The organism is Rhodococcus sp. 05-2255-3B1, from assembly GCF_002258545.1.
Lineage (GTDB): Bacteria > Actinomycetota > Actinomycetes > Mycobacteriales > Mycobacteriaceae > Rhodococcoides.
In genome coordinates this window covers 711775-724649 of sequence record NZ_NOZC01000036.1, presented here as the reverse complement: position 1 = coordinate 724649, position 12875 = coordinate 711775, and the positions used below count along the sequence as shown (strand labels likewise).

General features: G+C 66.5%; 12 protein-coding genes. 11 read left to right on the top strand and 1 reads right to left on the bottom strand.

Annotation, left to right across the window (positions count from 1 at the left end; all coding sequences use genetic code 11):
- Positions 1–33 precede the first annotated feature (33 nt).
- The 8 genes from CH249_RS24200 (at position 34) to ligA (ending at position 8982) form a co-directional block, all read left to right on the top strand.
- Positions 34–852, top strand: coding sequence for a GNAT family N-acetyltransferase (locus CH249_RS24200; protein WP_094682875.1), 819 nt, complete (start codon positions 34–36; stop codon positions 850–852).
- Positions 849–1775, top strand: coding sequence for a 1-acyl-sn-glycerol-3-phosphate acyltransferase (locus tag CH249_RS24195; RefSeq protein WP_230596999.1), 927 nt, complete (start codon positions 849–851; stop codon positions 1773–1775). The genes CH249_RS24200 and CH249_RS24195 overlap by 4 nt, the downstream gene beginning before the upstream one ends.
- A gap of 82 nt (positions 1776–1857) precedes the next feature.
- A complete protein-coding gene (locus CH249_RS24190) occupies positions 1858–3096 on the top strand; it encodes a cysteine desulfurase family protein (RefSeq protein ID WP_052050274.1) in 1239 nt (412 codons plus the stop codon).
- On the top strand, positions 3096–4184 hold the full coding sequence (gene mnmA / locus CH249_RS24185; RefSeq protein ID WP_032397742.1) for a tRNA 2-thiouridine(34) synthase MnmA: 1089 nt from the start codon (positions 3096–3098) through the stop codon (positions 4182–4184). Before CH249_RS24190 ends, mnmA begins: the two co-directional genes overlap by 1 nt.
- A complete protein-coding gene (locus CH249_RS24180) occupies positions 4181–5200 on the top strand; it encodes a methionine synthase (RefSeq protein WP_094631808.1) in 1020 nt (339 codons plus the stop codon). Before mnmA ends, CH249_RS24180 begins: the two co-directional genes overlap by 4 nt.
- A 132-nt stretch (positions 5201–5332) precedes the next feature.
- Entirely contained in the window at positions 5333–6520 is a 1188-nt protein-coding gene (locus CH249_RS24175; protein WP_052050278.1) for a diguanylate cyclase, read from the top strand.
- A 73-nt stretch (positions 6521–6593) separates the two neighbouring features.
- Complete coding sequence (locus CH249_RS24170; protein WP_032398339.1) at positions 6594–6776, top strand: hypothetical protein; 183 nt, start codon at positions 6594–6596, stop codon at positions 6774–6776.
- A 55-nt stretch (positions 6777–6831) separates the two neighbouring features.
- The gene (gene ligA, locus CH249_RS24165) at positions 6832–8982 is read left to right on the top strand and encodes an NAD-dependent DNA ligase LigA (protein WP_176459312.1); all 2151 of its coding nucleotides are present in this window, start codon (positions 6832–6834) and stop codon (positions 8980–8982) included.
- A gap of 30 nt (positions 8983–9012) precedes the next feature.
- Here ligA and CH249_RS24160 read toward each other — a convergent pair whose 3' ends face one another.
- Complete coding sequence (locus CH249_RS24160; protein ID WP_032397744.1) at positions 9013–9663, bottom strand: amino acid-binding protein; 651 nt, start codon at positions 9661–9663, stop codon at positions 9013–9015.
- Between the two features lie 340 nt (positions 9664–10003).
- Between CH249_RS24160 and gatC the strand changes: the two genes are divergently transcribed.
- The 3 genes from gatC to CH249_RS24145 are packed head-to-tail and all read left to right on the top strand — an operon-like array spanning position 10004 to position 12861.
- Positions 10004–10303 (top strand): Asp-tRNA(Asn)/Glu-tRNA(Gln) amidotransferase subunit GatC, encoded by a 300-nt coding sequence (gatC, locus tag CH249_RS24155; RefSeq protein WP_032397745.1) that lies wholly within the window; start codon positions 10004–10006, stop codon positions 10301–10303.
- Positions 10300–11772, top strand: coding sequence for an Asp-tRNA(Asn)/Glu-tRNA(Gln) amidotransferase subunit GatA (gene gatA / locus CH249_RS24150; RefSeq protein ID WP_094648114.1), 1473 nt, complete (start codon positions 10300–10302; stop codon positions 11770–11772). Before gatC ends, gatA begins: the two co-directional genes overlap by 4 nt.
- 6 nt (positions 11773–11778) lie before the next feature.
- Positions 11779–12861, top strand: coding sequence for an esterase family protein (locus CH249_RS24145; RefSeq protein ID WP_256988450.1), 1083 nt, complete (start codon positions 11779–11781; stop codon positions 12859–12861).
- The last annotated feature ends 14 nt before the right edge of the window (positions 12862–12875 follow it).

Here is a 12875-nt window from a genome sequence, read left to right as displayed (position 1 = left end):
CCGGTGGCCTTCCCCGCTCGTTAGACACACCTCATGACCACTTCCGTCATGAGCTCGACTGCATCGATCGTCCCGGCCACCGACCGCTACTCGCTCGTGTTGTCCACCGACCCGGAGCACCGACTCGCCGCGCAGCGTCTGCGCTACGAGGTGTTCGCTTCCGAGCCGGGATTTTCCGTTCCCACCGATACCGACGGCCTCGACGCCGATCGGTTCGACGAATTCTGTGATCACCTGCTCGTTCGTGACCAGTGGACCGACACGTTCGTCGGCTGCTACCGCATGTTGCCGCCGCAGGCCGCCGTCTCTGCCGGTGGGTATTACACGGCAACCGAATTCGATATATCCGCACTCGATCCCGTCGGCATGAATATCGTCGAAATGGGAAGGGCTGCAGTTCATCCCGATCATCGGTCCGGATCCGTCCTTGGGCTCATGTGGGCAGGAATCCTGCACTACCTCGATGTGACGGGATACGAGTGGGTGATGGGCTGCGTGTCGGTGCCCATGCAGTCGGCACCGGGGGACCCCATCGGGGCCAACGTTCGCAGTGTTCGAGACCGCCTGTTGAGCAAGCACGCCACGCCGCTCGACCGTCGGGTCAGGCCGTACTCTCCGGTCGTCGTCGACGGGGTGGACCTGATCGACATCGAACCCGCGACGCGAACGTCGATGCCGCCGTTGATGAACGGCTACCTTCGACTCGGTGCCTCCATCTGTGGTGAGCCCGCCCACGATCCCGAATTCGGTGTCGCGGACTTCGTCGCGGTGCTCGGCCTGCACGAGGCCAACACTCGCTATCTCGACCGCTTGCGCTCGGCAGCAACGACGTTCGAGTCGGGTGTCCGGTGACTCGACCGATCGAGCACGCGCACGCGTGGATGCCGTCGTCGCCGTGCAGTGACGGCTGTCTGCCGAAGAACCCACCGACGGTGGGACGAATCGTCCTCGTGCTGCGGGTCGTACTGGCGCTGGCCGCGTTCGGGTTACTGCCGGTGCTGGTCGTCCTCGGGGTCCCGTTCCCGCGGGTTCGCCGTTCGCTGACGCGAATCGGCGCTCGGACCCTGCTGTTCGCCATCGGAATCGACCTGACCGTGCTCGACGCCCGCTCGGAGCGGGAACGCTCCCGAACCGCTGCAGGCGCACTGCACGTCGCCGGTCACATCTCCTGGACCGACGTCGTGGTACTCACTGCAGTACAGCCGTCGACCTTCGTCGCGCGTGCCGACCTCATCGACTGGCCGGTGCTCGGCCGCCTCGCGCGGGCCATGAAGGTACTTCCGATCGATCGAGCTCGACTGCATCAGCTCCCCGGCGTCGTCGATCAGGTGGCCGATCGCGTCCGCGCAGGCGGATCGGTCGTCGTCTTCCCCGAAGCCACCACCTGGTGTGGTCGCGCGTACGGCTCGCTTCGGCCTGCGCTGCTCCAGGCCGCGATCGATTCGGAGACCTGGGTACAGCCGATTCGACTGCGCTACCTCGACCGGACCGGCGAACAGACCACCGCTACGTGCTTCGTGGGGGACGAGACGATCGGCGCATCCATCGGCCGGATCTTCCGATTGCGAGGCCTGCGTGCCGAGGTGGAGTTCACCGCCCCGGAGGCACCCGGTGGCGATCGACGCGACCTCGCTCGACGATGCGAGGTGGCGATTCGACGCGACGGAGTGGAGCTTGCGGAACGATACGGGAAGGACGTCTTCGACCCCACCGTGCACGAGGTGATGGCCGAGTCCGAACGCAGGCCGATGCCGCCGACGGTTGCGGCGGCCTGAACGAGCATCGATCACCGTGACCGCGGACCCGCCTCGCGCAGGTAGGTCCGCGGTCACGGCAGCGGGTATCGTTTAGCCTGTTATGCCTTCAGTGCGCAGTACGACTGCTTCCGTCCCGCCGCGGCCACCGGTGTACCTCGATCACGCAGCGACGACCCCGATGCTGCCGAGCGCGATCGAGGCGATGACCGCTGTGTTCGCCACGGTGGGCAACGCGTCCTCGCTGCACACCTCCGGGCGGTCCGCTCGGCGCCGAGTGGAGGAATCGCGCGAGTCGATCGCTGCGGACCTCGGCGCGCGCCCGTCCGAGGTGATCTTCACCTCCGGTGGTACCGAGAGCGACAACCTCGCCGTCAAGGGCATCTTCGCGGCCCGGCGCGATTCGGACCCCGCACTGACCAGGATCATCGCCAGTTCGGTGGAGCATCACGCGGTGCTCGACGCGGTGGAGTGGCTCGTCGCACACGAAGGTGCGAGCGTCACCTGGCTCCCGGTCGACACAGAGGGGCGAGTCACTCCGGACGCGCTGCGCGCCGAGCTGGCCCTGCATGCCGACGAGACTGCGCTCGTGACCGTGATGTGGGCCAACAACGAGATCGGAACCGTCATGCCGGTCGCCGAGCTCGCGGCCGTGGCCGCCGAATACGGAGTTCCGATGCACAGTGACGCGGTCCAGGCGGTGCCGCATCTGCCCGTCGGCTTCGCCGAGAGCGGTCTGTCCGCGCTCAGCATCGCGGCACACAAGTTCGGTGGACCGCAGGGGGTCGGTGCACTTCTGCTCGGCCGCCAGGTCCCGTGCGTTCCGCTCTTCCACGGCGGGGGGCACGAGCGAGACGTTCGATCGGGCACTCCGGACACTGCGGGCGTCGTGGCCATGGCGGCTGCGCTGCGTACGACCGTCGAGAACTCGTCGCGGCACCGCGCCGAACTGAGAGCACTGCGCGACCGGTTGATCGTCGGGATCAGAGACGCCGTTCCCGACGCCGTCCTCAACGGGCCGGAAGGCGACGATCGGCTGGTCGGGAACGTGCACTTCACCTTTCCCGGATGCGAGGGTGATTCGCTGTTGATGTTGCTCGATGCGGCAGGCATAGAATGCTCGACGGGCTCGGCGTGCACTGCCGGCGTGGCCAGCGCCAGTCATGTTCTGATCGCGCTCGGGTGCGATCCGGCCGTCGCCCGCGGATCACTGCGGTTCTCGTTGGGAACCGGCTCGTCCGAATCGGACGTCACCACTGTGCTTGCGGCTCTGCCGCAGGTCGTCGAACGCGCTCGTGCCGCCGGATTGGCCGGCGTCGGAGCTCGAGGAGGAAATCGCTGATGCGTGTTCTGGCTGCTATGAGCGGGGGAGTCGACTCGGCCGTTGCCGCGGCCCGTGCCGTGGACGAGGGCCACGACGTCGTCGGTGTGCACCTGGCTCTGTCGACCGCTCCCGGCGCTCTGCGCACCGGTTCACGTGGTTGCTGCTCCAAGGAAGACGCCGGTGACGCTCGTCGAGCTGCCGACGTACTCGGAATCCCTTTCTACGTATGGGATTTCGCGGATCGCTTCAAAGAGGACGTCATCGACGATTTCGTCGCGTCCTATGCCGCAGGTGAGACCCCGAATCCGTGCCTGCGCTGCAACGAGAAGATCAAGTTCTCCGCTCTGGCCGACCGCGCTCTCGCACTGGGCTTCGATGCCGTCGCGACCGGGCACTACGCGCAACTGCACGACGGAGTGCTGCGACGTGCCGTGGACGCGGACAAGGATCAGTCGTACGTGTTGGCCGTGCTGAACCGGGCCCAGCTCTCGCGTGCGATGTTCCCCATCGGGGACACTCCGAAGTCCGAGATTCGCGAGGAGGCTGCCGAGCGTGGGTTGGCCGTCGCCGACAAGCCGGACAGTCACGACATCTGCTTCATCCCGTCGGGCGACACTCGCGCATTCCTCGGCGCGCGGATCGGCGTACGCCCGGGCAAGGTCGTCGACTCCGAGACCGGAGCCGAACTGGCCGATCACGAAGGCGTGCACGGGTTCACCATCGGGCAACGCAAGGGCCTCGGCGTGGAAGGCCCGGCCGCGGACGGCCGTCCCCGCTACGTGACGTCGATCGAACCCGACAGTGGCACCGTCATGGTCGGCTCGGCACAGAAGCTCGACGTCTGGGCGATCAGTGGAGATCGCGCGGTATGGACCGAAGGTACCGCCCCGACCGGCCCCATCGAGTGCGTCGTCCAGGTCCGTGCGCACGGCGGACTGACCGAGGCGGTCGCCGAGGCAGCGGGTGACGGCATGGAGATCCAACTGCGGGCTCCACTGACCGGTGTGGCCAAGGGCCAGGCTGCGGTGCTGTACCGCAAGGACATTCACGGCGACATCGTCATCGGCAGCTCGACCATCTCGGGTACTCGATCCGAGCGCGAGTGACCCCGGGCGTCTTCGCTGGACTGGCGACCGGCATCGGTTCGTGGCCGGGCACCGACATCCGTGAGGCCGCTGCGGTCGTCGTCGGGGAGTTCACCGAGCTCCCACACGTCGTCGAACTTCCGGCTCGCGGCCTCGGTGCGGACATGATCGGACGCACCGGAGCCATCATGGTCGACGTCGAGCTCGACGTGCGCACCTCCGGTTATCGCGTCGTGCCACGCCCGATGCTCGCCGGCCGGCGGGCGACCGATTTCCTGGCCGAGGACCTCGACGTGCTCGAGGAACTGTGGGAGGTGTCGGGGCTTCGCGGCAGCGGCCGCACCATCAAGGTCCAGGCGGCCGGTCCGTTCACGATGGCGGCGCAGGTCGAACTTCGGCACGGGCATCGGGCCCTGACCGATCGCGGTGCGCTGCGGCATTTCGCCGAATCCCTCGGCGAGGGACTGCGCCTGCACTGCGCGGAAGTGACGCGTCGGCTCGGAGTCGACGTCCTCGTTCAGCTCGACGAACCCAGTCTCGCAGCCGTTCTGGCCGGCAGCCTGACGGGCATCACCGGGCTCGATTCTGTGCGGGCAGTCCCGGAACCGGATGTTCTCGACCTGCTCGATTCGTTGATCGAGACGATCGATCGTCCCGTTGCCGTCCACTGTTGTGCCGGCGACGTTCCGTTCGATCTGCTTCGCCGTTCGCGCGCGGTCGCAGTCGCCGTCGACGCGACTGCGCTGCGCCGCAGCGATTTCGACGGAGTCGGCGAGCTGCTGCAATCCGGCAAGACACTGATGCTCGGGTTGATTCCGTCCGAAACGCCGGAGCGGCCACCGCATTGGCGCGAACTGGCCGAGCCGGGCGTCACGTTGATCGACCGACTCGGATTCGACAGATCGATTCTCGCCTCCCATATCTCCGTGACGCCTGCATGTGGATTGTCCGGAAGTACACCGGAGTGGGCCCGTCGCGCAACAGGACTCGCCCGCGACGTGGCTGCCGCGTTCGCGGATTCCCCCGATTCGTTGTGAGATCACACAGCCGCTCGGAGTGAAACGCTGTCGACTTCGGGCCGATCGAACCCACTGCTGTTAGGACGCCGAACAGGTGTGACACTATTCACATGGCCGTCGGGGGTCTGTTGAACACGCGGGAGTTCGGAAATGGCATCAGGTGGTCGCGACTTCGACGAGGTCGCCTCCCTCCGGCGTTCCGGCAGGCACCGTCGAGGACTCGTGGCGAAACTGGCCGCGGCCACCTCCGACTGGTACCGAGCGCCGCACGATTTCGAGTGGATCATCAATCACAGATCGACCCGTCCGCTGACCGGGATCATCCGCGTGGTGTTCGGCACCGCCACGCTGATGTACGCCGTCACCTCGATCTTGATGCTGTTCAGCGATCTCGGGCCGCAGGGACCGACGGCCATCGGCTGGGTCCTCTTCGTTCTGGTCACTCAGGTGTTCGTCGCCGCCCGGTGCGTGCTCGGCCCGATCCCGGGAAAGAAGTTCTTCGTCGCGTTCCTGGCCTTCGGGGACATTCTCACGACCTCGGTGTTGATTCTGTACGCGCCTGTCGCGTCCCTGATCGGAACGGTGTTGTTCGCCGTCACAGGAGCGTTCTGCACCTACTTCCTCAGTCCGCGACTGCTGGTGGCGCATCTGGTGTGGACCGCAACGTTCATCGTCGGTTTCGGTATCCGCACCTTCCTGTCGGTGACGAGCGACGAGGTGGACTACATCGACGGGCCCGCGGTGGTGACGGCGACGGTGGTTCTGCTCCTGGCGACGGTGGGAGTACCGGTGTTCGCTCAGGTGGCCTGGACGACGCTGTCCAACGACGCCAAGCGGTCGGTTCTCGATCCCCTGACCGGGGTGTACAACCGGCGCGGCATCGACAGTGAACTGCTGGACTTGTGGCACGAAGCCGGTAAGCGCGGCATGTCCATGGCTTTCCTGGTTGTCGACATCGACAAGTTCAAGGCCGTCAACGACCGATTCGGGCACAGCCGCGGCGACGAAGTGATCGTGCGGGTCGCAGATCGGCTGCGCCGCGTGGTCCGGCATCAGGGGGGAGTGCTCGCTCGAACCGGTGGCGAAGAGTTCCTCGTCGCCATGGTCGGTGATGCGCGGGGGATGGTCGATCTCGGCTTCGACATCGTTCGGGTCCTCTGGGACCGCCGCGACGACATCCCCGTCACCGTCAGCGTGGGAATGGCGTTGCTGCGCGAGGACTCGGCTCTGTGGGACGTCGGTACGTCCGTCGTCGGCAGAGCAGCCCGTACGGCGGATGCGGCGATGTACCGGTCCAAACAGTCCGGTGGAAACAGTTTGGTCGTCGAAGAGATCTGAGGCCTCGAACCGACGTGCGTCGATGCGTCGATGCGCCGGTGTGCTCGGGTGCGACCTCTGCGATGATCGTGCGATGTATCGGCTATCGGATGCCCAGCGACGTGGACTACCCGCCGGAGTGCTGTTGTCGGTGATGGCGTCCGTGCTCGGCGGCATCTACGCGGACTCTTTCGTGACCGGCTTCGCTCTGACCGCCGGAATCTGCGCGGTGGCGATCGTCGCCGCGACATTGCTGCTGGGACTCATGGGTCGCTAGCCGCACGGTGTCGGCCGATGGGGCACTGTCGGTGGGGTCGGATAATCTTCGATACGTGCCCGAGCCGACCGAATCACCCGCAGGAACCGACGACAGCGCAGGGACGGTCGGTGTTGAACTCGATGCTGCGTCCTCTGCCGATCGCGAGCGATGGCAGACGCTGGCCGAGGAAGTTCGCGGGCACCAGTTTCGCTACTACGTCCGAGATTCGCCGATCGTGTCCGACGGCGAGTTCGATGCCCTGCTGCGCGAGCTGAACGAGCTGGAAGAGGCGCATCCGGATCTGCGCACGGCGGATTCACCGACCCAACTCGTCGGGGGCGGCTTCGCCACGGAATTCACCGCCGTGGACCACCTGGAACGAATGTTGAGCTTGGACAACGTGTTCGATCACGACGAGCTACGAGCCTGGGCCAAACGGGTCGAGACCGAAGCAGGGCCGGATCTGGAGTATCTGTGCGAGGTCAAGATCGACGGCGTCGCATTGAATCTGGTGTACGAGAACGGCACGCTCGTGCGCGGCGCCACCCGAGGTGACGGACGTACCGGGGAGGACGTGACGCTCAACGCGCGCACGATCGACGACATCCCGGACACCCTGACCGGGAGCGAGCAGTACCCCGTCCCGGAGCTGTTGGAAGTGCGCGGCGAGGTCTTCTTCCGGCTGGAGGACTTCCAGGCGCTCAACGCCGCACTGGTGGCGGAGGGCAAGCCCCCGTTCGCGAATCCACGAAATTCGGCGGCAGGGTCGCTGCGACAGAAGAATCCGGCGGTCACCTCCAAGCGGCGTCTGGGAATGATCTGCCACGGCTTCGGTCGCATGGTGGGTTTCACGCCCGAGTCGCAATGGCACGCCTACGAGGCTCTCCGCGCCTGGGGTCTGCCCATTTCCACCCACACGACCCGAGTGCAGGGCGTCGACGCCGTCATCGAGAAGGTCGTCTACTGGGACCAGCACCGACACGACGTCGAACACGAGATCGACGGCCTGGTCGTCAAGATCGACGACATGTCGCTGCATCGTCGACTGGGGACGACGTCTCGCGCGCCGCGGTGGGCGATCGCGTACAAGTACCCACCCGAGGAGGTCACCACGACGCTGCTCGACATCCGGGTCAGCGTCGGCCGCACGGGCAGAGTGACGCCGTTCGCCTACATGACGCCGGTGCTCGTGGCCGGCTCGACGGTGTCGCTGGCGACGCTGCACAACGGGTCGGAGGTCAAGCGCAAAGGCGTTCTGATCGGCGACACGGTGACCATTCGCAAAGCGGGAGAGGTCATTCCGGAGGTTCTCGGCCCCGTCGTCGACGCCAGGACCGGTGCCGAGACCGAGTTCGTCATGCCCACCGAGTGCCCGGAGTGCTCGACGCCTCTGGCCCCGGCGAAGGAGGGTGACGCCGACCTGCGCTGCCCCAACTCGCAGTTCTGCCCGGCGCAACGTCGCGAGCGGGTGTTCTTCGTGGCCGAGCGGCAGCGATTCGACATCGAGGGACTCGGCTACGAGGCCGCATCCGACCTGTTGGCCACCGGGGCCATCGAGGACGAAGGTGACCTGTTCTCGCTCACCGAGGACGATCTGATGAAGACGGCGATCTTCCGCACTAAGTCCGGGGCGTTGTCCGCCACCGGTCGAAAGTTGCTCGACAACCTGGCCACCGCACGGAACCAGCCGCTGTGGCGGGTGCTGGTCAGTCTGTCCATCCGGCACGTCGGTCCCTCGGCAGCGCGCGCATTGGCAGGGGAGTTCGGCAGCCTCGACCGAATCCGGGCAGCGTCGGTCGAGGAACTCTCGGCGGTCGACGGGGTGGGCGGCACCATCGCAGCCGCAGTCTCCGAGTGGTTCGAGGTCGACTGGCACCGCGCCATCGTCGACAAGTGGCAGGCCGCGGGCGTGCGCATGGAAGACGAGCGGGACGCGTCCATCGAGCGCAATCTCGAGGGACTGTCGATCGTGGTCACCGGGTCGCTCACGTCGTACTCGCGTGACGAGGCCAAGGAAGCGATTCTGCTGCGCGGTGGCAAGGCTGCAGGTTCGGTATCGAAGAAGACGGCGTTCGTTGTGGTCGGCGACGCTCCGGGGTCCAAGCACGACAAGGCGATCGAGCTCGGCGTGCCGGTGCTCGACGAAGAGGGATTCACCCTGCTTCTGACCGAGGGCCCCGATGCCGTGGCTCCGACCGACGCAGAACCCGAATCCTCGGACTGATCGGGCCGGGAACTCGTCGGTTCGGACGCGTCAGTTCAGAACCGTCGCGACGATGCCGGCGAGATACCCGAGTCGGGCGATCTCCGAGGGCCTGAACTCCGGGCCCCCGGGCCTGCCCAACATCAGCACGGTTCCGGTGGTACCGAGGGGAGCCGCGGCGATCTTGGTGTCCATGTCCCGCCAGACCTGGGGCACCCAGTCGGCGTCCGAGTCCAGAGCGGCAGGGGCGTTCAGTGGGAACCAGGGCAGCTCGGCGGCGTGCGTCTCGGGAGCCCCCGAGCTGCCCACCAGACGGAACGGGCCGTGTGCGTTGGTGGCAACGACTGTGCTCCACCCCACCCGCAGAACGCGGGGGGCTCCGTCGACGAGCACCTGAAGTCGGTCGTCGGACGCCGCCGCGACCCGATCGATCAGTTCCAGTTCTCGGTGCGTATCGAGGACGCCGGTGTACGGGCGGATGGAATCGACCCGAACGTCGGTCAGGTTTTCGGCCGCAGTGATGAGCGTGTCGGGAAGCGACCCCGGAGCGACGTCGACCACAAGATCGTCGACTGCGTAACCGTCACCGCGTTCGATGACGTCGAGGGAGAGGATGTCCGCCCCGACCGAACCGAGCGCGACGGCCAACGATCCGAGGCTGCCCGGCCGATCCGGCAGTTGGACGCGGAGCAGGTAGGACATGTCACGCTCCCTTTCGACTTCTGGCGTATTTCGGCCACCCCAGCGTCATCGGTCGTTGCTGGCGAGTAGCGTGCCGCTCTTGGGTCGTTCGGCAGGCTCCGCTCCTGGGAACACTGTGCACCCCGGCGCGAGCAATCCTTGCATCTTCGACCCGTCGGGTACGTCGCGCAACGCGGGCCGTGACAATTCCGACACTCCACGCGGCCGCGAGGCGTGAGTGAAGTCCGCGTAATGCTGCGCACTAGGCTGGACCGCGTTCGCGAACCCACGAGGTTCGCTCTGCACGAATACGGGGCCGCTTCTGCAGGCTCCGCTCCTATGTCCGAAAGGGGTCTACGCGGTGCCAGACATCTCCCGCGACGAGGTCGCTCACCTCGCCCGGCTGTCGCGCTTGGCTCTCAGCGACGCCGAACTCGACGAGTTCGCCGGCCAGTTGGATTCGATTCTTCATCACGTCAAGACGGTGGCGGAGGTGGCAACCGACGACGTCCCACCGACCGCCAACCCCAGCGACATCGTGAACGTGACGCGTCCCGACGTGATCGTTCCAGGCCTGACGCCGGAACAGGCACTGTCCGGCGCACCGAACGCCGAGGAGGGCCGTTTCGCGGTGCCGCAGATTCTGGGAGAGAGCGAATGACCGACCTGACGAAGCTCGACGCGTCCGAGCTCGCCACCCGAATCCATGCGCGTGAGGTCAGCGCCGTCGAGGTGACTCAGGCGCATCTCGACCGGATCTCCGAGGTCGATGGTGACCTGCACGCTTTTCTGCACGTCGCAGGATCCGAGGCACTCGCAGCGGCGACCGACGTCGATGCGGGATTGTCCGCCGGACACGCACCTGCTTCGGCTCTGGCAGGCGTGCCGCTGGCCCTCAAGGACGTGTTCACCACGACCGACATGCCGACGACGGCCGGATCGAAGATTCTCGACGGGTGGATGTCGCCGTACGACGCGACGCTCACCACGAAGCTGCGGGCCGCGGGCATTCCGGTGCTGGGCAAGACCAACATGGACGAGTTCGCGATGGGCTCGTCCACCGAGAACTCGGCCTACGGACCGACCAAGAACCCCTGGGACACCACCCGCATCCCCGGTGGCTCGGGCGGCGGCAGTGCTGCGGCGCTAGCGTCGTACCAGGCCCCGCTGGCCATCGGCACCGACACCGGAGGATCGATCCGCCAGCCGGCGGCGCTCACCGGCACCGTGGGAACCAAGCCGACCTACGGCAGCGTCTCGCGCTACGGACTGATCGCCTGTGCCTCCTCTCTCGATCAGGGTGGCCCGTGCGGTCGAACCGTGCTCGATACCGCGTTGCTGCACGAGGTCATCGCCGGCTACGACTCGCGCGACTCCACGTCGGTGGAGACTGCAGTTCGACCGGTGGTCGAGGCGGCACGAGAGGGTGCTCGCGGTGACCTGACCGGAGTGCGTGTCGGTGTCGTCAAGGAATTGCACTCGGACAAGTACCAGCCCGGTGTCATCTCGTCCTTCGACGCCGCGGTGGCGACACTGACCGAACTCGGTGCCGAGGTGGTCGAGGTGTCGTGCCCCAACTTCGTGCACGCACTGGCCGCCTACTATCTGATTCTTCCGTCGGAGGTGTCGTCCAACCTGGCTCGGTTCGACGGCATGCGGTACGGGTTGCGGGCGGGTGACGACGGCAGACACAGCGCCGAGCAGGTCATGGCCACCACGCGCGCACAGGGGTTCGGACCGGAAGTCAAGCGTCGCATCATGATCGGGACCTATGCCCTCTCCGCGGGATACTACGACGCCTACTACGGCTCTGCCCTGAAGGTGCGCACCCTGATCGCCCGTGACTTCGACGCCGCGTACGAGAAGGTCGACGTGCTGGTGTCGCCGACTACCCCGACCACGGCATTTCCGTTGGGGGACAAGGTCGACGATCCGATGGCGATGTATCTCAACGACCTGTGCACCCTGCCCACGAACCTCGCGGGTCACTGCGCGATGTCGGTGCCGTCGGGTCTTGCTTCCGAGGACGGACTGCCCGTCGGTCTGCAGATCATGGCTCCGGCGTTCGCGGACGAGCGGCTCTACCGTGTCGGTGCCGCATACGAGGCCGCCCGCGGCGATCTGAGGTAGTTCGAGGTGCTGCATCGGTTTGCTGCCGATCTGGCTCATCAGCCACTGCTGTCCGGTGCAGTGCCCGCGGTCGCACTGACTGCGACGGCGGTCCTGACGACCGTCCTCGTGTTCGCGGTCGTCCGAAGGACACGGCGAGGCCGAACGCTGGGAACGGTGTTCGGCCCGCTGAGTGCTCTGGGTCTCGTGGGATCGCTTGTGGTGGCGGCGACGGTGCTCACCAATCTGACCGTCACTCGGTACCCGACGGTGGCCGTGGCGCTCGGCCACCGACCGGCCGTCCCGATCGAGGGCACCGGCAGGTTGATCGATATGGACGTGCCCGGCACGGTGTCGCACTTCGACGCGCGACCCGCGACCGTCTACGTTCCGGCGTCGTACGACGCAGGAGCGAGCGATTTACCGGTGCTGGTGCTGCTCACCGGCCAACCCGGCCATGTCGTCGACTGGATCGAGGGTGGTCGTCTGGCCCAGACGATGGACGCCTTCGCGGCACGTCACGACGGCGCGGCCCCGATCGTCGTGGTGGCCGACGGCCTCGGCGACACCGAGGCGAATCCGATGTGCATGGATTCGGACCTCGGGAATGCCGCGACGTACCTGTCCGTCGATGTGCCGCAGTGGGTTCGGTCGAACTTCCGGGTGTCCTCGGATCCGAGGGCGTGGGCGGTGGGCGGCTATTCCTACGGCGGAACGTGCGCGCTGCAGCTGGCGGTGACTGCACCGTCGGTGTACCCCACCTTTCTCGACATCTCCGGCGAGGACGAGCAACGGCGCGGGACGAGAAGCGAATCCGTTGCGGCGGCATACGGCACGGACACCCCGGCGAACGAGGCGCGTTTCGAGCGATCGACGCCGCTGAACATACTCTCGCGCAACAGATTTCCCGATTCGGCCGGTGCGTTCGTGGTAGGTGCCGACGACGAGGAATTTCGGCCACAGACCGAGCGAACCTTCAAGGCTGCAGAGGCTGCGGGTCTCGAGGTGCACTACAGCGAGCTGCCCGGCGGGCACTCGATGCAGGTGTGGGCTCCCGCGCTGGAGCAGGAAATGGACTGGCTCGGTGGGCGATTGGGGCTTGTCGACTGAATCGCCCGGCGTGG